Raw genomic sequence first — 22,507 nt, forward strand, 5'->3', positions numbered from 1 at the left:
GACCGTGCAAGGGCAGGATCGGGGCGAACGGGGACGTCGGGGGGAACGCCGTGGAATGCCTGACATGGGGTGCAGAGACGGCCATCGCCGCCGCTTTCGCCGCATCGCGCGAGCGCATGGCGTGATGCAGGTCGTCGTCACCGAGTTCATGGACGAAACCGCGCTGGCCGGGTTCGGCCCCGGCATCGGGGTCGTCTATGCCCCCGACCTGGTCGAGGATCGCGCCCGGCTGCTCGACGCGTTGCGCAGCGCCGATGCGGTGATCGTGCGCAACCGGACGCAGGTCGATGCCGAACTGCTCGCCGCCGCGCCGCGGCTGCGCGCGGTGGGCCGGTTGGGTGTAGGGCTCGACAATATCGACCTCGCCGCCTGCGAGGCGCGCGGGATCGACGTTCTTCCGGCGACGGGCGCCAATGCGCTTTCGGTAGCCGAATACGTCATAGCGGCCGCGCTGGTGCTGGTCCGGGGCGCCTACATGGCCACGGACGAACTGCGCGCGGGCGCGTGGCCGCGCAATCGTCTGATCGGGGGCGAGATCTCGGGGCGGACGATGGGCCTGCTGGGGCTCGGTGGCATCGCGCGCATGGTGGCGGATCGGGCGCGGGCGCTGGGCATGACCGTCGCCGCCCACGATCCGCATCTTGCCGCGGACGATCCGGCGTGGACCGGGGTGCATCGCTGCGCCCGGCCCGAGGACCTGTTCGGCCTTTCGGACGTGCTGTCGATCCACGTTCCGCTGACCGACACCACCCGTGGGCTGGTCGGGACGGAGGCTCTGGCGCGGTTGCCGCGGGGGGCCATCGTCATCAACACCGCGCGCGGGGGCGTCGTGGACGAACACGCCCTGGCCCAAGCGCTGCGCGCGGGCCGCATCGGCGGCGCCGCGCTCGATGTTTTCGCGCAGGAGCCGCTGGACGCATCGGCCGGGGCGGTGTTCGATGGTCTCGCGAACCTGATCCTGACGCCGCATGTCGCCGGCGTCACCCACGAAGGCAATGCCCGCGTGTCGCAGGTCACGGTGGCCAACGTCGCGCGGGCGCTCGGCACGGGCGGGGAGGACGGCCGCAACGCGCATCGGACCGACGCGGACACGACGCCCTGACCGCCCGGACCGGGTCCACCGGCGGTCATTCGGACCGGAACGGGCCCGCAACCATGAACGATCTGGGAGGATTACCATGTTCAGACGCACACTCGCCGCCATCGCGCTCGCACTGGCCGCCGCGCCGGCCACGGCGCAGGATTTCCCCTCGGGGGCGGTCAGCTATGTCATCCCCTTCGGCCCCGGAGGCGAATCCGACATCACCGCGCGGTTCCAGCAGCCCCATTTCAAGGAGCTTTTTGGCGAAGACCTCGTCATCAGCTACAAGCCCGGCGGCGGCGGGGCGGTGGGCTGGTCGCAGCTCAACACCATGCCCGCCGACGGCACGGCGATCATGGGGATCAACCTGCCCCATATCATCGTCAAACCCATGCAGGGTAATGTCGGTTTCCAGACCGACGATATCGTGCCGGTCCACATGTTCCACTACACCCCCGACGCCATCGTCGTGCGCGCAGACAGCGATTACCAGACGCTCGACGACCTGATCTCGGACGCGAAAGAGAACCCGCGGCAGGTCACGTTCTCGGGGTCGGGCAAGGGAACGGCGAACCATATCGCCCAGCTTCGTTTCGACGAGATGGCCGGGATCGACACCACCTATGTCTCGTTCGACGGGACCGGGTCCTCGACCACCGCCAATCTCGGCGGGCAGGTCAAGGCGCAGTGGGGCTATACCACCGTCGGCGCGGCGCAGGGCGACGAGGTGCGGCTGCTCGCCGTGGCGATGGACGAACGCCACCCCGCCTTTCCCGATGTGCCGACCTTCAAGGAACTGGGCTACGACCTCGTCTCGGGGGCCTATCGCGGGATCGCGGTGCCCAAGGACACGTCCGAGGACATGCGCGCCGAGGTCGCCGACGCGATCCAGCAGATCAACGACCAGGAGGCGTTCCGACAGACCATGCTCGATAACGGGTTCGCCCTGACCGACATCTCTTATGGCGAGGAGATGGACGCTTTCATGGCGCAAAAGGCCGACGAGTATCTCGAGGCGGCCCGCGCAGGCGGCGTGATCGAGTGAACCGCCGGCCGGCCGGCGGCATGCCCCCGGCCGGTTCCCGTTTCTTCAGCCCGCGATGCGGGGGGTGCCCATGCTGGACTATCTTGCGCAGGCGCTGACGCCGCTGAACGTGCTGTTCGCCCTGGGCGGCGTGGCGGCGGGCACGGTGATCGGCTCGATACCCGGCCTGACCGCGACCATGGCAGTCGCAGTGCTGGTGCCGATCACATTCGCCATGGACCCCGCCAGCGCGCTGATCCTGCTGGGCGCGATCTATACCGGCGCGATCTATGGCGGCGCCTATGCCGCGATCCTGCTCAACACCCCCGGCACGCCGTCGGCCATCGCGACGACCTTTGACGGCTACCCGATGGCCAAGCGGGGCGACGGGGATCTGGCCGTGTCGATCGCCTGCCTGTCCTCGCTGATCGGCGGGCTGGTAGGCGCCGCCGCCCTGTTGCTGCTGGCGCCGCCGCTGGCCCGCGCGGCGCTGGCCTTTGGCCCGGTGGAATATTTCTGGCTGGCCGTGTTCGGGCTGTCGCTGATCTCGGCCCTGTCGACCGGAAACGTCATCAAGGGGCTGATCGGGGCGAGTTTCGGATTGCTGCTGGCGACCATCGGCATTTCCGAGACGAGCGCGCAGGTGCGGTTCACCTTTGGCTCGAACACCCTCCTGGGCGGGATCGAGATCGTCTCGGCGCTGATCGGGCTTTACTGCATACCGGTGCTGATGGACCTCGTCGCGACCTCGGACCGGCACCTGTCGAAACCCGAGGCGACCCGCGGCTTTCGCCTGCCCGAGGCCGTCTCCGCACTGATGCGCAACAAGGTCAACGTGATCCGGTCCTCGGTGATCGGCACGCTTGTCGGGGCGCTGCCCGGCGCCGGCGGCTCGATCGCGGGACTCGTCGCCTATTCCGAGGCGCGGCGTTCCGGCAAGGGCGCCGAACGCTATGGCGAGGGCAATCCGGGCGGCATCGTCGCCACGGAATCCGCCAACAACGCGACCGTGGGCGGCGGCTTCATCCCGACGCTGGTGCTGGGGATTCCGGGCACGCCGCCCGATGCCGTGATCCTCGGCGCGCTGCTGGTGCAGGGCGTGCGGACGGGGCCCGCTCTTTTCGCCGATGGCTCGAGCATCGTCTATACATTCGTCTTCGGCCTGTTCCTCGCCACCCTGCTGATGCTGCCCGTGGGGCTCCTGATCGGCCGCTTTGCCTATGGGGCCATCGTGCAGGCGCCCAAGATGGCCCTGGTGCCGGTGGTGGCCTTCATGACGGTGATCGGTGCATTCGCGATCCGGAACTCGCTGTCGGACGTGGGCATCATGATCGTGCTGGGCGTGATCGGCTGGACGGTCCAGCGGCGCGGGTTCGACGTCTCGCCCATCGTGCTGGGGCTGATCCTCGGGTCCATCGCCGAAAAGGGGTTCGTGCAGGGCTGGACCATCGGAGACGCGATGGGCAACGTCTGGGGCCAGTTCTTCGGCCGGCCGCTGGCGCAGGTCATCATCGTCCTGGCGATCCTGAGTGCCGCTTACCCCGCCTTTCCATGGGCGCGACGGTTGATCGCACAGCGTCGCGACCCCGGGCCCGCCACGGCCCCGCCCCCCCGCGCGGGCGAAACCGCACCGCCGCGCGCGCGGCTTGCCGATGCGCTGGCGCTATCGGTTTTCGGCGCGGTCGCGATCGTGGTGATTGTGCAGGCGCGGGGGCTGAACGCCGATGCGGCCGTGTTCCCGCGCACCGTCGCCTGGGCCATGCTGGCTTTCGTCGCGCTGGCCGCGATCCGGCTGGTGGTGCTGAAACGGGCGGCGCGGCCCGCCCCGGCGCGGGGGCGCGCGCGAACCGCCATCGTGCCGGTGGCGATGCTGGGGGCGGTCGCCCTGATCCCGGCGGTGGGTTTCCTCGTCGGCGGCGTCGCGTTGGCGCTGGTCCTCATGGCCGCCGCCTATCACCGCGACGGCGAAGGCGGCCGGGCCATCGTGAGCGTGGCGGGCGTCGTCGCGGTCGTGATCGGCGTCACGCTGGCCTTCCGCGAGCTTCTGGCCGTGCCCCTGCCGGGCGGGACGCTGTTCTAGCCGCCCCGCGCCCCGGCGCGACACGGGAATGTCACGCCGGGGCGGATGCCTTGGCCGCCGCGCGGCCCCGGCCCAGCATCAGCATGGCCGGGGTGACGACCAGCGTCAGAACGGTCGCGACAACGAGCCCCCCGGCGATGGCCGAGGAAAGCTCGGTCCAGTACTGGGTCGAGGGCGCGCCGAACGCGATCTCGCGTGTCGCGAAATTGAGGTTCATGCCCAGCACCATGGGCATGAGGCCCAGCGCGGTCGTCACCGAGGTCAAAAGGACCGGCCGCAGGCGTTGCGCGCCGGTGCGGATCGCCGCCTCGCGCGGGGCCATGCCGCCGCGCCTGAGATCGTTGAACGTGTCGATCAGGACGATGTTGTTGTTCACCACGATCCCGGCCAGCGCGATCACGCCGACCCCGCCCATCACGATCCCGAAGGGACGGTCCGTGACCACCAGCCCCAGCAACACACCCGCGACGGAAAAGACGATGGCACTCATCACGATGAAGGCCTGCCGGAAGCTGTTGAACTGCAACACCAGGATGAGGAGCATCCCCACCACCGCCGCCGCGAAGGCCCCGATAAGGAAGCTCGCGGCCTCCTGCTGGTCTTCGGCCTCGCCACCAAAGGTCCATTCGACCCCGTCGGGCAGATCCGCCTCTGTCAGCGCCGCGTCGAGCGCGGCGATCCGTTCGCTGACCAGCGCACCGGGCGCGACGTCGGATTCGATCGTGACCACGCGGCGTTCGTCGATGCGGCGGATGGCGCCGACGCGGTCGGTCGGCGCAAAGGTGACGAAGTTCGAGATCGGCACCAGCCCCGCCGAGGTCGGAACGCGCAGGTCGGCAAGCTCGGCCAGCGACCGCGCGTCGCGGGGAAAGCGCACCCGGATATCGAGCGCGCCATCCGCGTCCGAGGGGCGGTAATCCGCCACCGCGATGCCCTGGGTCAAAAGTTGCACCGCCTGCCCCAAAAGCGATACATCGGCCCCGTAACGCGCGGCCTCGGCCCGGTCGACGAGGATCGACACCTCGACACCCGGCAGGGACCGGTTGTCCGATATATCGGTGAACCCGCCAAGCTCCTCCATCAGCGACAGGGCGCGGTCGACGGCCCGGTCCTGCGCGGCCGGATCCTGCGCCCGGATCTGGAGGTTCACGGGCTTTCCGACGGATGGCCCGCCGCTGACGGTGCGCACCTGCACGTCGATCCCGGCGATATCGGCGGCGGCCTCGCGTACGTCCTCGCCGATCTCGGCGGCGGTGCGGCGCGTATCCCAGTCGATCAGGTCGAGCTGGACGGTGCCGATCACCTCTTCGTCGCCGCCCTGCCCGCCCTGCCCGGTGCGGGCATAGACCGTCGCCACCTCGTCGAAACCGAGAAGACGCCGTTCGACCGCGCGCACCAGCGTGTCACGCTCCCAGATCGAGAGGTTGTCGCGCGCCCGCACCTCGACGGACATGAACTCGGGCTCTACCGACGGAAAGAACGTCACGCCGCGGCCGAACTCCCCATAGGCGGCGAAGGCCCCCAAAAGCAGCGCGACGGCCATCAACACGGTCGTCAGCGGCCGAAGCACGGCCCATTCGAGCACGCGGACATAGGCCCCTGTCAGGCCGCCGATCTCGCGCGGATCGCCCTGCTCGGCCGCGAAAAGCGCCCTCTTGGCCGCGGCCGATTGCGCCTGCCGCCGCCCGATCAGCCCACCCATCACGGGAATGAAGATCAGCGCCATGAAAAGCGATGCCGTCAGCGTCAAAAGGACCGTCACGGGCAGGAATTTCATGAACTCGCCCGTCACGCCCCCCCAGAACAGCAGCGGGAAGAACACGCTGAGCGTCGTCGCGGTCGAGGCAATGATAGGCCATGCCATGCGCTTGGCGGCGGCGGCATAGGCTTCGGGCGCGTCGGCCCCCTCCTGCATTCGCCGGTCGGCAAGCTCGACCGTGACGATGGCCCCGTCGACCAGCATCCCCACGACGAGGATCAGCGAGAACAGCACGACGATGTTCATCGTGTAGCCCATGAACCAGAGCGCGGCGACACCCGCGAGGAACGCACCCGGAATGGCGAGCCCCACCAGCAGCGCCGAGCGTGGACCGAGGGCCAGCACCACCACCAGCATGACGAGGATCACCGCGGCAATCACGTTCGCCTCGAGATCGGAGAGCAGCGTTTCGACCTGTTCGGACTGGTCCTGGAGATAGGTGATCTCGATGGTGTCGGGCCAATCCTGTGCCAAATCCTCGATCACGGCGCGGGCCTGCGCGACCGTGTCGATGATATTCGCGCCCGAGCGTTTGACGATCTCGAGAGACAGCGCCGGCTGGCCGTCGATCCGGGCGAAACCGTCCGGCTCTTCGAAGGTGCGGCGCACCTGCGCCACGTCGGCAAAGGTCACAACCGCATCGTCGCTGACCTTGACCGGCAGATCCATCACGTCCGAGGCATCCTCGATCAGCCCCGGTACCTTGAGCACGATGCGCCCGCCCCCGGTCTCGATGGCGCCGGCGGCGATCAGGCGGTTGTTGCGCTGAAGCTGGCTGATCAGCTCGTCGAAGCTGAGATTGTAGGTCTGGAACACGGTCGGATCGATCAGGACCTCCAGAAACTCGTCGCGCTGGCCGCCGATATCGACCTCGAGCACGCCGGGCAGCCCTTCGAGCGCCTCGGACGCCTCATCGGCCAGATCGTTCAGCGTGCGTTCGGGAACGGGGCCGGACAGAACGACCGTGACGATGGGAAACAGGGCGGTGTTGATCTCGGTCACGCGCAGGTCGGTGGCATCGTCGGGCAATTCGCCCTGCACCCGGTCCGTCGCCTCGCGCACGCGGCGCAGCGCCTCGTCGACATCGCCGCCCGCGGCGAATTCGAGCTGGACGGAGGCGAACCCCTCGGCCGCCTCTGACCGCATTTCCTGCAGATCCTCGATGGCGCCGAACTCGGTCTCCATTGGACGCAGGAGCAGACGCTCGGCATCGCTGGGGCTGATCCCCTCGATCGCGGTCGAGACATAGACCAGCGGCAGCGGCACCTCGGGCGTCGATTCCTTGGGGATGGCGACATAGGCGATGCCCCCGATGACCAGAAGGAAGGCGAGAAAGATCGCCACGACACGCGAGCGGGAAAAGGCCGCGTCGATGATGGCGTTCATCGTTGCGCCTCCGCCGAGGCGGACGCGGTTTCGGGGCGGGCGCGAACCTCTTCGCCGCCGCGCACGAAACCCTGACCCACGGTGATGAGATCCGCCTGATCGGGCAGCCCCGTGACCCAGATCCCGCCAATCTCGGCGCGGGCCACCTCGATGGGGTAAAAGACAACCCGGCCGTCCTCGACCGTCTTGACGCCCGTCTCGCCCTCTTCGTTCAGCGACACGATGGAGGACGGCACGAAATGCGCGCGCGCCTCGCCGGTTGGGATCACGACGCGCGCGGATATGCCTGCGGGGATATCGCCATCCTCGTTCGGCACCTCGATTTCCGCCAGAAAGGTCCGGGTCTGCGTGGCGGCGGCGGTTCCGACAAAGGTCACGCGCCCCTCGCGGGTCTCGCCGGTGATGAAGCGGACCTCGGCCGGTTGGCCGTCGCGGATCGCGCCGAGCGACTGCTGGGGCACCTGCACCGCCACCGTCAGCGGGCGGTTGTCGACGAGCCGCGCGACCTCGGCGCCGGCGGAAACGAACTCGCCCTTGTCGAGCGTCATCGTCTCGAGCCTCCCACCGAAAGGTGCAACGATTTCAGTGCTTTCCAATCCGGTTTCCGCGGCGACGACCTGTGCCTCGGCAGCCGCCAGGGCGGCGCGGGCCTGTGCGACGCGATCCTCGGTCGACACACCTCGGTCGAGCAGTTGCTGCGCGTTCTCGAGCTCGCGGCGGGCGCGCGCGGCCTCCTCGCGAGCACCGGCAAGATCGGCGTCGAGCCGGTCGGCTGAAAGGCGCGCGATCACCTCGCCCTCCTCGACGCGGGCGCCCTTGGGGACGAGCACCTCGGCCACGTCGCCCGACGTCTCGGCGCGGACCATGGTATCGCGGTCGGGCTGGGCCTGACCCTCGGCCCGGAAATAGAGCGTGACCGTCTCGGCCGTCGAGGGCCGGACCGCCACCGATACGGGCGCAGTTTCCACCGGTCCCTCGGCCGGTGCGTCGTCGTCGGAGGGGAACAGATAGCCGCTGCCCATCCAGGCGATGATGGCGACGGCGAGGATGCCCGCGATCCAGGCCGAACGTTTCGCGCCCGGATCGTCCTCGAAACGCATCGGCCGGGGGCCTTGTTCGCTATCCGTCATGCCGCCGGTCCTTTGTGCAACACGGGCGACAGGGGGCGCACCGTTCCGGCTTGGTATAGCGCAAGCCACGCGGGGAGGTAGCCTTGCCGCCAGAAAGGCCGGCGCCACCATGTCGGCGGGCCGGCCATTCGCGCAAACCTTCTAGTTCGCGTCGCGGTCGGAGTTCTGGCGATCCTGCCGGGTCTTGCCCTTTTTCTCGCCATCCTTGCGGGGCTTGGGCATCATGCGATCGTCATGCCCCATGAAGGCGCGCAGTTCTTTTGCATTGATACGGCCGTTATCGTCCGCATCCGCAACGGCGAACATCCGGCCCAGAACGGCCTCGAGTTCGTCGAGCGACAGCGCCCCGTCGCCGTTCGCGTCCAGCATGGCGATCATCATGGCCGGCATCATCGAATTGCCCATACGGCCGCGCATTCCCGAGCCGTCGCCATACATCCGGCCGTGATGCGACATGCCCTGCATACCGTCCATCCCGTGCATACCCTGCATGCCGGTCATGCCCTGCATCTCCTGCCGGTCGGCCGGTCCGGCCATGTTGCCCTGGCGATGCTGATCGGCCAACGCCCCGGTTCCCATCAGCGCGAGCGCAACGGCGCCCATTCCCAAAGTCGTTTTCATCGGAGTGATCCTTTGTCAGGTGGTCCGCCCCATCAACGGCCTCGAACGTGGACAGTTTCCTCGGGTCGCATTTCATCCATCCGCGCAATAAATGCCATAAAGCGCCCCGATCATGCGGTGCACGCGCGGGTCAGCGATGCTGTAATAGATCGTTTGCCTGTCGCGCCGCGTCTCGACCATGCCGGCGGCGCGCAATCGCGCCAGATGCTGGCTCAGCGCGGACTGGCTGAGATCGAGCTGGGCGCGCAGATCGCCCACAGACCTTTCTCCGTCGAGCAGGTGGCAGAGCACCATCAGCCTGTTCGCATTCGACAGAAGCGCGAGATGACCGGCAACCTCGCCCGCACGCCGATAAAGCACATCGAGCGGGGGACGGCCCGCATCCATATCAGGTTTGACTAATTTAGACATGGCTTACCTATGGGCCATGATGCAGAACGACGCAATGAAGCCATCGGAAAGATGCCGCATCGTCGCAGCCCCCCTGCCCCGCCCCGAAGGTTCAGGGTCGCGGTCGACGTTTACGGTCTTCGATCCCGTCTCGATTTCGCCGACCTCCATGCCAGACGGAGCACGACCATGTCCAAACTGAACGAGCCCATCATCCGACACTCCGCATCGCGCGGCGCCGACAGCCCCGATGTCTGGGGCATCTATGAGCCCGATACCGGGTCGATCCAGTATGTCTGTGCCGATCCCGCGACGAAAAAGGCCGCGCTGATCGACGTCGTGTTGAACTTTGACCCTGCCAGTTTCGCGTTGGATACGCGCAGCATGGATCAGGTTCTGGATCTCGTGGATAAGCAAGGGCTTGAGGTCGAATGGATCCTCGATACGCACCCCCATGCGGACCATGTCATGGCCTCGTCCCGGCTGAAATCGCGCACCGGGGCGCCGAACGGAATTGGCGAAAGGACACGCGATATCGCGGAGCTTTGGCGGGGATATTACAACACGCCTGACGCGTTCGACCCGGACCGCGACTTTGATCGGCTGTTCGCCGATGGCGACCGCTTTGCGCTCGGCGATCTCGAGATGCGGGTCATGCTGTCGCCGGGCCATACGCTGGGCTCGATCACCTTCGTCTGCGGCGATGCCGCATTCGTCCATGACACGCTGATGCAACCCGATAGCGGGACGTCACGGGCCGATTTTCCCGGCGGCAGCGCCGAGGATCTGTGGAATTCGCTGCAAGCGATCCTTTCCCTGCCCGACGAGACCCGCCTGTTCATCGGCCATGACTACGGTGCCGAGGGACGGGATGAACCCGAATGGGAGGCAAGCGTTGCGACCCACAAGGCCGAGAACATCCATCTGAAGGGCGGTGGTACGAAATGGGAGTACATCGAGCGGCGGAACAAGCGCGACGCGACCCTGGCGCTGCCCGACCGGATGCTGGCCGCGTTGCAGATGAACCTGCGCGCCGGGCAGTTGCCCGAAGCCGAGGACGACGGCGCGCATTACCTCAAGATGCCGGTGAACAAGTTCTGAAAGAAGCAAGAAGCATGGCTAAATCCATGAATGACCTGCTGGAAGAGGCGCGATCCCGCGTCGATACGGTCGATCCCGCTGACGTCTATGAGGCGACCGGCGGCGAGGACATCGTGCTCGACGTGCGCGAACCGAGCGAGTTGGAAAGCGACGGTGCCATCGACGGCGCCGTTCACGTGCCCCGCGGAATGCTCGAGATGCAGGCCGATCCGGATACCGGAAAGAGCAACGCGCGGCTGACCGGCCTGCGGGGTAGCGAGGGACGGGTGCATGTCCTCTGCGCCTCGGGCGCGCGCGCCGCGATGGCGGCGGATACGCTGCGGGTCATGGGATACCGGGCGACCGTCATCGAGGGTGGGCTCGAGGGGTGGAAAAAGGCGGGTCTTCCGGTTGCAGGCTAGGCTCGAACGGTCAGAAAACATCCCGCGACAGAAGTCGGCATAGATCGTCCAACTGGGCGAGATGCTTGTAGGAAATCGTCATCGTTCCCGATTCTCCACCGGGCTTGTGGTCGATGGTGATCCTGAGCCCAAGGGCTGTGGACAGGTCACGCTCCAACGCGCGGGTATCTGCATCCTTGTCCCCGTTCGCGCGGCCGCGTTCCTGCCGAGGCGATTGACCGGCCTTGGCCTTGCGCACGCGATCTTCGGTCTGGCGAACGGTCAGGTTGGCCGCGATGACCTCATCGGCGAGGCTCGCCGGGTCCGCGGCGGTCACGAGCGCACGGGCATGACCGGCCGACAGGCGCCCGGCATCGAGATGGTCCTGAACGGCGGGCGGCAATGTCAGCAGCCGCAGCATGTTCGCGATATGGCTGCGGCTTTTCCCCAGCGCATCTGCCATCTGTTCCTGCGTGCGCCCGAACCGATCCATGAGTTGCCGATACCCGCGCGCCTCGTCGACCGCGGTCAGGTCCGCGCGCTGGATATTCTCGATAATCGCGATTTCGAGAACCTCCGTATCGTCGAAATCCCGGACCAGCGCCGGCAGCTCGTGCAGCTTGGCCATCTGCGCGGCACGCCAGCGCCGTTCGCCTGCAACGATCTGGTAATGCCCGGCTTTCTCAGGATGGCGGCGAACGACGAGCGGTTGGATCACGCCTTTGGCCGAGATCGAATCGGCAAGTTCCTGTAGCGCCTCGGGCGCGAAACTGCGCCGTGGCTGATCGGGGTTCGGGGCGATCCGCTCGATCGGAATGGTGGTTTCGGCCTGCCGTCGTTCGGCACCGGGGATTTCATCGACCGAAACATCGGCCATCAGGGCGGTCAGACCACGTCCGAGGCCGCGGGGACGGTTTTGGGTCACGAGATCGGCTCCTTCCAGTCCGCGCGGGCCATGAATTCCTGCGCCAATGCGCGATAGGCGATGCTGCCCTTTGACAGGGGGTCGTATTCGAGCACCGGTTGGGCATAGGACGGCGCCTCGCTCAGGCGGACGTTGCGCGGGATGATCGTGTCATACACGAGATCGCCAAGGGCGTCCTTCGCATCCGCCAGAACTTGCTGCGCAAGCCGGTTGCGCCCGTCATACATCGTCAGGACCACCCCTTCGATCCGCAAATCGGGGTTCGCCGAGGCGCGCACCTCGCGGATCGTGAGCATGAGCTGCGACAGCCCTTCGAGGGCAAAAAACTCGGATTGCAGCGGCACGAGAACCGAATCGGCGGCAACCATCGCGTTCAGCGTCAAAAGCGACAGCGATGGAGGGCAATCGATCAGCACCACCTCGAGCCCCGTCCCCCTCAGCCGATCCGCCGCAAGGGCGTCACGCAACAGGAAACTGCGCCGGGCGGTGGTGGAAATCTCGATATCGGCAGAGCTGAGATCCCCGGTCGCGGGGCAGATCAGGAGATCGGGGACGTGGGTCGGTGCCAGAACCGCGTGAAAATCGGCATCGCCCGTAAGCAGGTCATAAGAGGTCTTTTCGCGCTCGGCTTTGCCGATCCCGAGCCCGGTCGATGCGTTTCCCTGCGGATCGAGGTCGATCAGCGCGGTTCTGCACCCGATCTCGGCAAGCGCCGCGCCAAGATTGATCGCCGTGGTCGTCTTGCCGACGCCGCCCTTCTGATTGACGACCGCCACGATCCTTGGGGCACGGGGAGTTTCATCCAACACGTCTGACATTCCTCAGGACCAGGATCGTTCCGCTGGGGTCAGATCTACTCGGGACATGCTCGATTGAGAAGTCCCAAGCACGGCGCGCATCCTCGATCTCGGCCTCGGCGCGTGCGCCCTTGGGGTAAACCTGGACCGTATCGGGGCGTGCATGACGTTCCGCCAGGCTCAAAAGGGATGTCAGCGGAGCCAGGGCCCGTGCACTGATGACGTCGGGATATTGCGGAGCTGCCGCCTCGATCCGCTCGTTGAGAACCTGTGCCTGCAGACCGAGGTCGCGAATCACGGTTCTCAGGAACACGGATTTCCGCGTATCGCTCTCGATCAGAGTGGTTTGCGCCGATGGAGGCGCATAAATAGCTACAAGAACGCCCGGAAATCCGCCGCCGGAGCCGAGGTCGCACCATGTCGACCAATTCGGAAGGAGCGTCGCGACCTGCCTCGAATCGGCGAAATGACGGTCGAAAAGCTCCGTTTCATCGCCGCGCGCAACAAGGTTGATCGTCCGGTTCCATTGTTTCACCAAGGCCGCAAACCGGTGTTCCCGGTCCGTGGCAGTAACCTGTGCCTTGGTCATGCGGATCGGGCGGGCCTGCGCCCTGCCCGGATCGCCAGGAGGATCACGTTCAGCGCCGCCGGCGTCATCCCCTCGATACGAGCGGCCGCCGCGATCGTATCGGGACGCGTTGCGGTCAGTTTCTCGGACAGCTCGTGCGAAAGCCCCCGCAACATCGCGTAATCGAGATCGGCCGGGATCACGGTCGCCTCATCGCGACGGAGATGCGCGGCCTCGGTTTCCTGCCGGTCGAGATAATTCGCATAGATTGCCTCGCGGCCGACCTGCGCGCGGGTCTCGTCGTCGAACCCGCAAAGTTCAGGGACAAGTGCATCCAGATCGTCGATCCCGACATTCGCCACGGCAAGGAGATCCATCGCGCTGCGCGCCGGTCCGCTCTCCGAAACCGGAAGCCCCGCCTCGTGCGCTTTGGCGGCTCCGATCCGGGCTCCGTGCAGGACGGACCGGATGGCCTCCAGTCGCCGGCATTTTTCGTCGAACGCCTCGGCGCGGTGCTGCCCCACAAGTCCTATCCGGCAGCCTTTCGGCGTCAATCGCTGGTCCGCGTTATCCGCGCGCAGAGATAGGCGAAATTCGGCCCGCGACGTGAACATGCGATAGGGTTCGGTAACGCCCCGGGTAATGAGATCGTCTATCATCACGCCGATATAGGATTCGGTTCTCGAAAGATGGAACGGATCGTCCCACCGCACGGCATTCACGGCGTTCACCGCCGCATAAAGACCCTGTGCAGCGGCTTCTTCGTAGCCCGTCGTTCCGTTGATCTGGCCGGCAAGCCACAATCCCGGCAGAGCACGAACCTGCAGGCCCCGATCGAGCGCCCGCGGATCGACATAATCATACTCGATGGCATAGCCAGGCTGAACGATCCGCGCGGCCTCAAGCCCCTCAATCGAATGAACATATTCAAGCTGAACGGCCTCGGGAAGAGATGTCGAGATCCCGTTCGGATAGACCGTTCCGCAGTTCAGCCCCTCGGGTTCGAGGAAAATCTGGTGCGAGGTCTTGTCGGCAAAGCGCGCGATCTTGTCCTCGATCGACGGGCAATATCTCGGACCCTTACCGTCGATCTGCCCGCCATACATGGCGGATTCGTGCAGATGCCGCCGCACGATATCGTGGGTTCCCTCGTTCGTATGGGTTATGGCGCAAGATACCTGGCGTGCGACAGGTTCGCGGGACAGGAAGGACAGCATCACCGGAACGTCGTCCCCCGGCTGTTCCTCCAATCGCGACCAGTCGATCGAATCCGAGGCCAAACGCGGCGGCGTACCCGTTTTGAGACGCCCCATAGGGAGATCGAGGTCATAGAGCCGCTGCGCGAGCGCCACGCTCGCCCGCGACCCCATCCGCCCCCCGGCCTTTCGTTCCAACCCGATATGGATGACCCCGTTCAGGAATGTACCTGTTGTCAAAATGACGGCATCCGCCGGGATCTCCGAGCCATCTGCGAGGATGACACCCCGCGCAGCGCCATTCCCGACGAGCAGATCAGCGACCTCGCCCTCGATCACGTCGATACCGGCCATCCCGCGAACCGCATTCTGAACGGCGGTGCGGTAGAGCTGCCGATCCATCTGGGCACGCGGTCCTTGGACCGCGGGGCCTTTTCGGCGGTTCAGAAGGCGATACTGGATGCCCGCTCCGTCAGCGGCGATTCCCATGATGCCGTCGAGGGCGTCGACTTCGCGGACAAGATGGCCCTTTCCCAGCCCTCCGATGGCCGGATTGCAGGACATCGCCCCGATCCCATCGATATCCAACGTAACAAGGGATACCTGCACACCCATCCGCGCGGCGGCAGCGGCCGCTTCGACGCCGCCATGCCCTCCGCCGACAACGATGATGTGGGATTGTTTCACGTGAAACACCGCTACTTGCCGATACAGAAACTAGAGAAAATCGTATCTAACAGATCCTCGACATCGACGCGACCCATCAGTTCATCGAGCGCCCGGCATGCCAACGAGATATGGTGAGACACAAGTTCCGTATGGTCAGCGCTATCTATCGCATTCAGGGCCATATGCAGTTCCGTCGCCGCACCCGCCATAGCGTCACGATGCCGCTCTCTGATCGCAAGTCCGACACCGGGCAGGAGGGATACCAGCCGGGCACGTATGGTTTCCAACAGTTCTTCGATCCCCTCGCCGGTCGTTGCAGATATACCACGCGCGCCATGCAAGTCGCTTTTGCTGCGCAACAAGAGATCATCTTCCCCGGCTTCACTTGGGAATATCCCGTCATCCGAGAGGAACACCCGCAGGTCCGCAGATCTCGCCCGCGCCCGCGCCAATTCGATCCCGGCCCGTTCGATCCGATCCTCCGTCTCGCGCAGCCCTGCCGTATCCAGGAGCGTCACCGGTAGCCCACCCAGATCGACGCGCACCTCGATCACGTCGCGCGTCGTCCCCGCGATTTCCGAGGTCAGCGCGACCTGCCGCCGGGCTATCGCGTTCAACAAAGACGACTTTCCCGCATTCGGCGCCCCGAGGATCGCAACTTCGTATCCCCCGCGCAACCGTTCGACCGCGCCGAACCCGTCGATCTCGGCCTTCAGATCCCGAAGGACGCCCGTCAGCAGATCCCGAACCTGCGGGGATACATCGACCGGAACTTCCTCATCGGCAAAGTCTATCGTCACCGCAACCAAGGCGCCCGCTTCGACTAAGGCGGACCGCCAACGCAGGGCCGCCGACTCCAATGCGCCGCCCATGACATGCTGGGCTTGGCGACGCTGCAATTCAGTCTCGGAATCGATCAGATCGGCAAGCGCTTCGACCTCGGGGAGGGTCATTCGGTCGTTGTCAAGCGCGCGGCGCGTGAATTCGCCCGGCAGGGCCGGTCGCGTCCCCTCCATCGCCGCAAGCCGCGCGTTCACCGCATTGACGACTGCGATGCTCCCATGCAATTGAAATTCCACGACATCTTCGCCGGTAAAACTCCGCCCGGCGGGAAAGTAGACCACCACCCCCCGGTCCAGAACAGACCCGTCCACATCGCGCAGCGTCCGCAGGCTCGCGAGATGCGACTGGGGAAGATCGCCGCACAGATCCCGACAGGCCCGCGTTGCCTCGGGGCCGGACACGCGGATGACCGCAACGCCCGCCCTACCCGGTGCCGTGGCCTGGGCAAAGATCGTGTCCATGGCCTCAGGTGTTCATGGAGTCGAAAAAGTCGGCGTTGCTCTTGGTCTGTTTCAGCTTCGAGATCAGGAACTCGATGGCATCGGTCGTGCCCATCGGGTTCAAAATACGCCGCAGCACATAGGTTTTCTGCAGATCGACCTTGTCGGTCAGCAGTTCTTCCTTCCGCGTGCCGGACTTCAGGATATCCATGGCCGGATAAACCCGCTTGTCGGACACCTTGCGGTCGAGCACGATCTCGCTGTTGCCCGTTCCCTTGAACTCTTCGAAAATCACCTCGTCCATGCGGCTGCCGGTGTCGATCAGCGCGGTGGCGATGATGGTGAGCGACCCGCCCTCCTCGATATTCCGCGCGGCACCGAAGAACCGCTTGGGCCGTTGCAGCGCATTGGCATCCACACCGCCGGTCAACACCTTGCCCGAGCTCGGCACGGTGGTGTTATAGGCCCGGCCCAGACGCGTGATCGAGTCGAGCAGGATCACGACGTCGCGCTTGTGCTCGACCAGTCGTTTCGCCTTTTCGATGACCATCTCGGCCACCGCGACATGCCGCGTCGCCGGTTCGTCGAAGGTCGAGCTGACGACCTCGCCCTTGACCGAACGCTGCATGTCCGTGACCTCTTCGGGCCGCTCGTCGATGAGCAGGACGATCAGGTAGCATTCGGGGTGATTAGCCTCGATCGAATGGGCGATGTTCTGCAACAGCACCGTCTTGCCGGTGCGCGGCGGCGCCACGATCAGCGATCGCTGGCCCTTGCCCGTCGGCGCGACGAGGTCGATGATGCGGGCCGAACGGTCCTTCACCGTCGGATCCTCGATCTCCATCTTGAGCCGCTCGTTCGGGTATAGCGGCGTGAGGTTGTCGAAGGCCACTTTGTGCCGGGCCTTCTGCGGATCCTCGAAATTGATCGATTCCACGCCGGTCAGCGCGAAGTACCGCTCGCTGTCATCGGGGCCCCGGATCACGCCCGATACCGTATCGCCCGTGCGCAGTGCGAAACGGCGGATCATCTCGGGGCTGACATAGATATCGTCCGGGCCGGGCAGATAGTTCGCCTCGGGAGAGCGAAGGAACCCGAACCCGTCCTGCAACACCTCGAGCACGCCATCGCCGCCGATGATCCAGTCCTCGTCCGCGCGTTCCTTGAGGATCGAGAACATCATCTCGCCCTTGCGCATGGTCGAGGCGTTCTCGATCTCGAGCTCCTCGGCCAAGGCCAGAAGATCTTTGGGGCTCTGCGCCTTGAGGTCGGACAGGTTTACGCGATCTTGATCCATGACACCTCGGCCGCTTCGGCAGGATCCGAAGCTGAATATCGAAAAGGGGAAAACGGGCATTCGGACGAATGCTTGGTCGTTCACTTAGGCGCAGGACGCGCGCGCGTCAACCTGCCGCCCTAGAACGGGCGGGCGATCACCGACACGACGATGACGATCAGCAGGATCGTGGGCACCTCGTTCATGATGCGGTAATGCCGCCCCGCGCGATGCGCCGGATCGGCCGCCAGCGCCTTTCGCTGCGCGCCGCACCACATGTGGAATGCCGTCATCCCGATCACGGCCGCCGCCTTGGTCCAAGGCCAGACGGCCCCCCAAACGACGATGCCCGGCGTCGCCACCAGCACCAGTCCGAAGATCCATGTCGCGATCATTGCCGGGTTCATGATGAGCTTGAGCAGCTTGCGTTCCATGGTCTCGAACAGCCCCTGCTTGCCCGCGTCCCCGGCCGCATCCTCGACATGGTAGACGAAGAGGCGCGGCAGGTAGAACAGGCCTGCCATCCACGCGACCATCGAGATCACGTGCAGGGACAGCGTCCACGGATAGGCAAGAGAAAGAAGTCCCGACATCGCCCCCTTCTAATAAGGAAAGATTCTTAAAGGGAAGTTGTTTGTTGTCGTGGGGATCATGGGGACGGATCCCCGATCCCCCCAATTATCCACATCCGCGTCCCAAGCCGGGATGCAGGTGTCCCGACCCTCGAACGGGCCATTCAACCCACTGATTGCATTTGAAAATCCAAATACCTGCCGCGAACGGTGAAAAGACATATCATGAACACCCGACGCGCAAGCGGATACACCCCAACCCTTGCCCTTCATACTTTTCCACGGGGATGGAATGCGTATGCTTGCCCCCGTCATGCACCGTCCCGGCCCCGACCCGGTTCCGCCCGCCGAGTCGCGCCATTCCATCCACAGGGTTATGCCATGCGTCTCATCCTCGCCTCGGGCTCCGCGACGCGGGCGGCCCTGCTGACTGCCGCCCGTGTTCCCTTCGAGACCGTTGTCCCGCGCGTTGATGAAGAAACGGTAAAGGCTGCCCTGCTGGCCGAGAATGCCGCGCCACGCGACATCGCCGATGCGCTGGCCGAGGCAAAGGCGCGAAAGGTTTCCACCCGCCATCCCGGCGCGGTCGCTCTGGGCTGCGACCAGGTGCTCGAGCATCGCGGGCGGCTTATGTCCAAACCCGCCGACCCCGAGGCCGCCTGCGCCCAGATCGCACGGCTCGCCGGCGACAGGCACCGCCTGCTGTCGGCCTGCGTGGCCTATGAGGACGGCGCTCCCGTCTGGCGCCATGTGGGCGAGGTCCGCATGACCATGCGCGCTCTTTCGCCGGGCTGGATCGAGGGCTACGTCGCGCGCAACTGGCCCGCCATCGGCGAATGCGTAGGCGCCTACAGGCTCGAGGACGAGGGCGCGCGGCTCTTTACGGCGGTCGAGGGCGATTACTTCACCGTCCTGGGAATGCCGCTTCTGCCGCTCTTGTCGTGGCTGACGCTCCGTGGCTATCTCGATACATGACCCAAGCCCCCATTCCGCTCGCCGGGGTTCTCGGCAAGCCGGTGAACCATTCCCTGTCGCCGCGCCTTCATGCGCATTGGCTCAGGACATACGGCCTGCCCGGCCATTATGTCCCCCTCGACGTGAGCGCGCGCGACCTCGCCCCGGCCATCGGGATGCTGCCCCGGCTGGGATTCGTCGGCTGCAACGTGACGATCCCCCATAAGGAGGCGATCCTGTCCATCGCCGATGTCATCACCGACCGCGCGGCCCTGATCGGGGCGGCCAACACGCTGATCTTCCGCGAGGATGGCAAGATCCATGCCGACAATACCGACGGCGTGGGCTTTCTCGAGAATCTCAGGGCCAACGCGCCCGACTGGCAGGCGAGCGCCGGGCCCGCGGCGGTGTTCGGGGCTGGCGGGGCTGCGCGGGCGGTGATCGTGGCGCTGCTGGATGCGGGGGTGCCGCAGATCCTGCTGACCAACCGCACCCGCGCCCGCGCCGAAGGGTTGCGGACCGAGTTCGGGCACCGGATCACCGTCGTGGATTGGGTCAAGGCCGGCAATATCGTCGAGGATGCCGCCACGGTCGTGAACACCACCTCGCTCGGTATGACCGGCAAGCCGCCGTTCCGGGTGCCGCTTGACGGGCTCGATCGCCGTTCGGTCGTGACCGATATCGTCTACTCCCCGCTCGAAACGACGCTCCTCGCCGGGGCGCGGGCGGCCGGCTGCACCGTGGTCGACGGGCTCGGCATGTTGCTGCACCAGGCCGTTCCGGGGTTCGAGCGGTGGTTCGGCACCCGCCCCGAGGTCGACGCGGCCACCCGTGCCGCGGTTCTCGACGGCTGATGCGCCGGGTTGTCATCGGGCTGACCGGCTCCATCGGGATGGGGAAATCGACCACCGCCGCGCTTTTTGCCGAACATGGCCTGCCGGTCTGGGATGCCGATGCCGCGGTGCACCGTCTCTATGCCACAGGGGGCGCGGGGGTCGAGCCGATCCGCGCGCTCTGCCCCGAGGCCATCGTCGACGGGGCGGTGTCGCGACCCCGGCTCGCGGCGTGGATCGCCGCCGATCCCGAGGCGCTCGCCCGGATCGAGGCGGTCGTGCATCCGCTCGTCGCGGCCGACCGGGCCGCGTTCATCGCCACGGCGCCGCCCGGCCCGGTCGTTCTGGATATCCCGCTTCTGTTCGAGACGGGGGCCGATGCCCGCGTCGATATCGTTGCCGTCGTGTCGACCGATCCCGCCCGGCAACGCGAACGTGTCCTGTCGCGACCCGGCATGACGGCCGAAAGGTTCGATGCGATCCTTGCGCGCCAGCTTCCCGACGCGCAGAAACGGGCACGCGCCGACGTGGTCATCCCGACCGACGACATGGCGACCGCCCGCGCGGCGGTGGCAGAGGTGGTGGCGCGCGCGAGGAAAGAGGCCGGCGATGCGTGAAATCGTGCTGGATACCGAAACTACGGGGTTCGAGCCCGCGACGGGCGACCGCATCGTCGAGATCGGCGCGGTCGAGCTGATGGGCCATGTGCCGACCGGCCGCACTTTCCACGAATATCTCGATCCCGAACGCTCCATGCCCGAAAGCGCCTTTGCGGTGCACGGGCTCGGCGACGATTTCCTGCGCGGAAAGCCGCTGTTCAAGGATGTCGCGCGCGCCTTCCTCGATTTCGTGGGCGACGCCAAGCTGGTGATCCACAATGCCAGCTTCGACATGAAATTCCTCAATGCCGAACTGAAATGGGCCGGTTTCCGCCAGCTTCCCTGGGAGCAGGCGATAGACACGCTGGCCATTGCAAAGGGGCGGTTTCCCGGCGCGCCGGTCTCGCTCGACGCGCTGTGCCGCCGCTTCGGGATCGACAACACCTCGCGCACGCTGCACGGTGCGCTTCTCGACAGCGAGATCCTGGCCGAGGTCTATCTCGAGCTCGTCGGCGGCCGTCAGCCCGATTTCGGGCTTGGCGGACCGGCCAAGGCGGCGGTCTCGGGCCCCGATCCCGCCTGGCGCCCGCAGCCCCGCCCTGCCCCGCTGCCTTCGCGCCTTACCGAGGACGAGAAAAAGGCCCACGACGCCTTTGTCGCGGGCCTTGGAGAAAACGCGGTCTGGAGGCGATATCAGGCCTGACCGGCGCCCTCGGCCGCCTCGGCCTGCGCCTGCTGGCGCTTGGCGATGCCCTGGCGATAGATCTGGACGAAATCGATCGGCTCGAGATTGAGCGCTGGGAACCCGCCATCCGAGGTGATGTCGCTTACGATCCGCCGGATGTAGGGGAACATCAACCGCGGCCCCTCGATCAGCAAAAACGGGTGAAGCTGGTTCTCGGGCACGTTCGACACCTCGAAGATGCCGCCATATTCGAGCTCGAGCAGGAACAGCGTGTCCTGCGATTCCTTGTTCCTGGACGTGATGGTGAATTTTCCGATCACCTCGAAACGGTTCTCTTCGGCCCGCTTTTTCGCGTCGAGCGACACCTGCACCGATACGTCGGGCGTCACCTGCCCCTGAACGCCCTTGCGCGACACGATATTCTCGAACGACATGTCGCGGACATACTGGCCCAGCGGGCGCATCTGCGGCGAGGCCGGGGCGCTTCCGTTCTGGGCGGCGGGCTGCGGCGTCTCTGTCGGGGTCTGATCGTCTTCGGCCATGGGGCTCTCCGTGCTGTGTCTGTCGTCTCGACTGCCGCCCGGACGTATCAGAGCGGCGGCGGCGCCTCAATCGTTCCGCGTCTCCCAGCCGGATCGGGGCGCGCGGGGGTCGCGGGGGCCGGTCTCGACCTCTTCGGCCTCGCCCTCGATCACATCGCCCCGCGCCCCCGGCCGGGGCCGCGGCCCGCGCGGGTCGATGGTGCCCGCGCCGTGCGTGGCGGTGCCATAGGTAAAGGTCTGCACGCGGATACGCTTGCGCGCCTCTCGAAAGATGTAGCGGCGCACGCCGGGTATGAGCAGCGACAGACCGACGGCATCGGTGAAAAAGCCGGGCGTAAGCAGCAGCAGCCCCGCGGCAAGGATCATCGCCCCGTTGGCCAGCGGCTCGCTGGGATCGCGTAGCTCGTTCATGGACCGGCGCAGGTCGGACATCGCCGCGGCGCCTTGCGAGCGCACGAGCGAGGTGCCGACGATGGCGGTCAGCACCACGATCAGCAACGTGGGCCAGAGGCCGATGGCCCCGCCGACCTGGATGAACAGGCCGATCTCGATCAGCGGGATCAATATGAATGCGGCGAGCAGCCACATGGGCATTCCCTCCATAGGTGGGCTGAACAGTGGACTTGGCCCCTGATGGTTCCTAGATAGGGACGAAC

At 66.0% G+C, this 22,507-nt stretch carries 22 protein-coding genes; 9 read left to right on the plus strand and 13 right to left on the minus strand.

Annotated elements, in window-relative coordinates:
- Window positions 1–64 precede the first annotated feature (64 nt).
- The 3 genes from E2L08_RS11450 (at window position 65) to E2L08_RS11460 (ending at window position 4,185) form a co-directional block, all read left to right on the plus strand.
- Entirely contained in the window at window positions 65–1,102 is a 1,038-nt protein-coding gene (locus E2L08_RS11450) for a hydroxyacid dehydrogenase (protein ID WP_240758212.1), read from the plus strand.
- A gap of 76 nt (window positions 1,103–1,178) precedes the next feature.
- Window positions 1,179–2,126, plus strand: a complete 948-nt coding sequence (locus tag E2L08_RS11455) for a tripartite tricarboxylate transporter substrate binding protein (protein ID WP_133397222.1) — start codon at window positions 1,179–1,181, stop codon at window positions 2,124–2,126.
- A gap of 70 nt (window positions 2,127–2,196) precedes the next feature.
- The gene (locus E2L08_RS11460; protein WP_133397223.1) at window positions 2,197–4,185 is read left to right on the plus strand and encodes a tripartite tricarboxylate transporter permease; all 1,989 of its coding nucleotides are present in this window, start codon (window positions 2,197–2,199) and stop codon (window positions 4,183–4,185) included.
- A gap of 31 nt (window positions 4,186–4,216) precedes the next feature.
- Here the strand turns inward: E2L08_RS11460 and E2L08_RS11465 are convergent, their stop codons facing one another.
- From E2L08_RS11465 to E2L08_RS11480, 4 genes are all read right to left on the minus strand, one after another.
- Window positions 4,217–7,330, minus strand: a complete 3,114-nt coding sequence (locus E2L08_RS11465) for an efflux RND transporter permease subunit (RefSeq protein ID WP_133397224.1) — start codon at window positions 7,328–7,330, stop codon at window positions 4,217–4,219.
- Window positions 7,327–8,460, minus strand: a complete 1,134-nt coding sequence (locus E2L08_RS11470; RefSeq protein WP_133397225.1) for an efflux RND transporter periplasmic adaptor subunit — start codon at window positions 8,458–8,460, stop codon at window positions 7,327–7,329. The genes E2L08_RS11465 and E2L08_RS11470 overlap by 4 nt, the downstream gene beginning before the upstream one ends.
- Before the next feature lie 141 nt (window positions 8,461–8,601).
- Entirely contained in the window at window positions 8,602–9,081 is a 480-nt protein-coding gene (locus tag E2L08_RS11475; protein WP_133397226.1) for an EF-hand domain-containing protein, read from the minus strand.
- Between the two features lie 72 nt (window positions 9,082–9,153).
- Window positions 9,154–9,468 carry an ArsR/SmtB family transcription factor gene (locus tag E2L08_RS11480; RefSeq protein WP_133397227.1) on the minus strand — a complete coding sequence of 105 codons (315 nt, stop codon included), beginning with the start codon at window positions 9,466–9,468 and terminating at the stop codon, window positions 9,154–9,156.
- Between the two features lie 192 nt (window positions 9,469–9,660).
- On the opposite strand from E2L08_RS11480, the gene E2L08_RS11485 reads away from it, so the two are divergent.
- Both E2L08_RS11485 and E2L08_RS11490 read left to right on the plus strand, forming a co-directional pair.
- Window positions 9,661–10,572, plus strand: a complete 912-nt coding sequence (locus E2L08_RS11485; protein WP_133397228.1) for an MBL fold metallo-hydrolase — start codon at window positions 9,661–9,663, stop codon at window positions 10,570–10,572.
- 14 nt (window positions 10,573–10,586) lie between these two features.
- Complete coding sequence (locus E2L08_RS11490; RefSeq protein ID WP_206077006.1) at window positions 10,587–10,973, plus strand: rhodanese-like domain-containing protein; 387 nt, start codon at window positions 10,587–10,589, stop codon at window positions 10,971–10,973.
- Window positions 10,974–10,983: 10 nt separating this feature from the next.
- On the opposite strand, the gene E2L08_RS11495 is transcribed toward E2L08_RS11490, so the two are convergent.
- From E2L08_RS11495 to hemJ, 7 genes are all read right to left on the minus strand, one after another.
- On the minus strand, window positions 10,984–11,877 hold the full coding sequence (locus tag E2L08_RS11495; protein ID WP_240758213.1) for a ParB/RepB/Spo0J family partition protein: 894 nt from the start codon (window positions 11,875–11,877) through the stop codon (window positions 10,984–10,986).
- Window positions 11,874–12,695 carry a ParA family protein gene (locus tag E2L08_RS11500; protein WP_133397229.1) on the minus strand — a complete coding sequence of 274 codons (822 nt, stop codon included), beginning with the start codon at window positions 12,693–12,695 and terminating at the stop codon, window positions 11,874–11,876. The genes E2L08_RS11495 and E2L08_RS11500 overlap by 4 nt, the downstream gene beginning before the upstream one ends.
- Window positions 12,676–13,263, minus strand: coding sequence for a 16S rRNA (guanine(527)-N(7))-methyltransferase RsmG (gene rsmG / locus E2L08_RS11505; RefSeq protein WP_133397230.1), 588 nt, complete (start codon window positions 13,261–13,263; stop codon window positions 12,676–12,678). Before rsmG ends, E2L08_RS11500 begins: the two co-directional genes overlap by 20 nt.
- Window positions 13,260–15,134 carry a tRNA uridine-5-carboxymethylaminomethyl(34) synthesis enzyme MnmG gene (gene mnmG / locus E2L08_RS11510; protein ID WP_133397231.1) on the minus strand — a complete coding sequence of 625 codons (1,875 nt, stop codon included), beginning with the start codon at window positions 15,132–15,134 and terminating at the stop codon, window positions 13,260–13,262. Before mnmG ends, rsmG begins: the two co-directional genes overlap by 4 nt.
- A 2-nt stretch (window positions 15,135–15,136) precedes the next feature.
- Window positions 15,137–16,411, minus strand: coding sequence for a tRNA uridine-5-carboxymethylaminomethyl(34) synthesis GTPase MnmE (mnmE, locus tag E2L08_RS11515; protein WP_133397232.1), 1,275 nt, complete (start codon window positions 16,409–16,411; stop codon window positions 15,137–15,139).
- 4 nt (window positions 16,412–16,415) lie between these two features.
- On the minus strand, window positions 16,416–17,687 hold the full coding sequence (gene rho, locus E2L08_RS11520) for a transcription termination factor Rho (protein WP_133397233.1): 1,272 nt from the start codon (window positions 17,685–17,687) through the stop codon (window positions 16,416–16,418).
- A 119-nt stretch (window positions 17,688–17,806) separates the two neighbouring features.
- Complete coding sequence (hemJ, locus tag E2L08_RS11525; RefSeq protein WP_133397234.1) at window positions 17,807–18,259, minus strand: protoporphyrinogen oxidase HemJ; 453 nt, start codon at window positions 18,257–18,259, stop codon at window positions 17,807–17,809.
- A 360-nt stretch (window positions 18,260–18,619) separates the two neighbouring features.
- On the opposite strand from hemJ, the gene E2L08_RS11530 reads away from it, so the two are divergent.
- The 4 genes from E2L08_RS11530 to dnaQ are packed head-to-tail and all read left to right on the plus strand — an operon-like array spanning window position 18,620 to window position 21,327.
- Window positions 18,620–19,213, plus strand: coding sequence for a Maf family protein (locus E2L08_RS11530; protein ID WP_133397235.1), 594 nt, complete (start codon window positions 18,620–18,622; stop codon window positions 19,211–19,213).
- Window positions 19,210–20,046, plus strand: a complete 837-nt coding sequence (locus tag E2L08_RS11535; protein ID WP_133397236.1) for a shikimate dehydrogenase — start codon at window positions 19,210–19,212, stop codon at window positions 20,044–20,046. The genes E2L08_RS11530 and E2L08_RS11535 overlap by 4 nt, the downstream gene beginning before the upstream one ends.
- The gene (gene coaE / locus E2L08_RS11540; RefSeq protein WP_133397237.1) at window positions 20,046–20,642 is read left to right on the plus strand and encodes a dephospho-CoA kinase; all 597 of its coding nucleotides are present in this window, start codon (window positions 20,046–20,048) and stop codon (window positions 20,640–20,642) included. The genes E2L08_RS11535 and coaE overlap by 1 nt, the downstream gene beginning before the upstream one ends.
- Window positions 20,635–21,327 (plus strand): DNA polymerase III subunit epsilon, encoded by a 693-nt coding sequence (gene dnaQ / locus E2L08_RS11545; RefSeq protein ID WP_133397238.1) that lies wholly within the window; start codon window positions 20,635–20,637, stop codon window positions 21,325–21,327. Before coaE ends, dnaQ begins: the two co-directional genes overlap by 8 nt.
- On the opposite strand, the gene secB is transcribed toward dnaQ, so the two are convergent.
- Window positions 21,318–21,851 carry a protein-export chaperone SecB gene (gene secB, locus E2L08_RS11550; RefSeq protein WP_133397239.1) on the minus strand — a complete coding sequence of 178 codons (534 nt, stop codon included), beginning with the start codon at window positions 21,849–21,851 and terminating at the stop codon, window positions 21,318–21,320. The genes dnaQ and secB overlap by 10 nt on opposite strands.
- 66 nt (window positions 21,852–21,917) lie before the next feature.
- Window positions 21,918–22,439, minus strand: a complete 522-nt coding sequence (locus E2L08_RS11555) for an FxsA family protein (protein ID WP_133397240.1) — start codon at window positions 22,437–22,439, stop codon at window positions 21,918–21,920.
- Window positions 22,440–22,507: the final 68 nt, after the last annotated feature.

The sequence above is a fragment of the Palleronia sediminis genome (genome assembly GCF_004358695.1).
Lineage (GTDB): Bacteria > Pseudomonadota > Alphaproteobacteria > Rhodobacterales > Rhodobacteraceae > Palleronia > Palleronia sediminis.

Excerpts from the sequence above, each read along its gene's own strand:
- E2L08_RS11470 (WP_133397225.1), bottom strand. The coding sequence starts at position 8,460 with ATGACGGATAGCGAACAAGGCCCCCGGCCGATGCGTTTCGAGGACGAT.
- rsmG (WP_133397230.1), bottom strand. The coding sequence starts at position 13,263 with ATGACCAAGGCACAGGTTACTGCCACGGACCGGGAACACCGGTTTGCG.
- E2L08_RS11530 (WP_133397235.1), top strand. The coding sequence starts at position 18,620 with ATGCGTCTCATCCTCGCCTCGGGCTCCGCGACGCGGGCGGCCCTGCTG.
- dnaQ (WP_133397238.1), top strand. The coding sequence starts at position 20,635 with ATGCGTGAAATCGTGCTGGATACCGAAACTACGGGGTTCGAGCCCGCG.
- coaE (WP_133397237.1), top strand. The coding sequence starts at position 20,046 with ATGCGCCGGGTTGTCATCGGGCTGACCGGCTCCATCGGGATGGGGAAA.
- E2L08_RS11480 (WP_133397227.1), bottom strand. The coding sequence starts at position 9,468 with ATGGATGCGGGCCGTCCCCCGCTCGATGTGCTTTATCGGCGTGCGGGC.
- E2L08_RS11465 (WP_133397224.1), bottom strand. The coding sequence starts at position 7,330 with ATGAACGCCATCATCGACGCGGCCTTTTCCCGCTCGCGTGTCGTGGCG.
- E2L08_RS11450 (WP_240758212.1), top strand. The coding sequence starts at position 65 with ATGGGGTGCAGAGACGGCCATCGCCGCCGCTTTCGCCGCATCGCGCGA.
- E2L08_RS11455 (WP_133397222.1), top strand. The coding sequence starts at position 1,179 with ATGTTCAGACGCACACTCGCCGCCATCGCGCTCGCACTGGCCGCCGCG.
- E2L08_RS11535 (WP_133397236.1), top strand. The coding sequence starts at position 19,210 with ATGACCCAAGCCCCCATTCCGCTCGCCGGGGTTCTCGGCAAGCCGGTG.
- secB (WP_133397239.1), bottom strand. The coding sequence starts at position 21,851 with ATGGCCGAAGACGATCAGACCCCGACAGAGACGCCGCAGCCCGCCGCC.
- E2L08_RS11500 (WP_133397229.1), bottom strand. The coding sequence starts at position 12,695 with ATGTCAGACGTGTTGGATGAAACTCCCCGTGCCCCAAGGATCGTGGCG.
- mnmE (WP_133397232.1), bottom strand. The coding sequence starts at position 16,411 with ATGGACACGATCTTTGCCCAGGCCACGGCACCGGGTAGGGCGGGCGTT.
- E2L08_RS11490 (WP_206077006.1), top strand. The coding sequence starts at position 10,587 with ATGGCTAAATCCATGAATGACCTGCTGGAAGAGGCGCGATCCCGCGTC.
- E2L08_RS11485 (WP_133397228.1), top strand. The coding sequence starts at position 9,661 with ATGTCCAAACTGAACGAGCCCATCATCCGACACTCCGCATCGCGCGGC.
- E2L08_RS11475 (WP_133397226.1), bottom strand. The coding sequence starts at position 9,081 with ATGAAAACGACTTTGGGAATGGGCGCCGTTGCGCTCGCGCTGATGGGA.
- hemJ (WP_133397234.1), bottom strand. The coding sequence starts at position 18,259 with ATGTCGGGACTTCTTTCTCTTGCCTATCCGTGGACGCTGTCCCTGCAC.
- E2L08_RS11555 (WP_133397240.1), bottom strand. The coding sequence starts at position 22,439 with ATGTGGCTGCTCGCCGCATTCATATTGATCCCGCTGATCGAGATCGGC.
- rho (WP_133397233.1), bottom strand. The coding sequence starts at position 17,687 with ATGGATCAAGATCGCGTAAACCTGTCCGACCTCAAGGCGCAGAGCCCC.
- E2L08_RS11460 (WP_133397223.1), top strand. The coding sequence starts at position 2,197 with ATGCTGGACTATCTTGCGCAGGCGCTGACGCCGCTGAACGTGCTGTTC.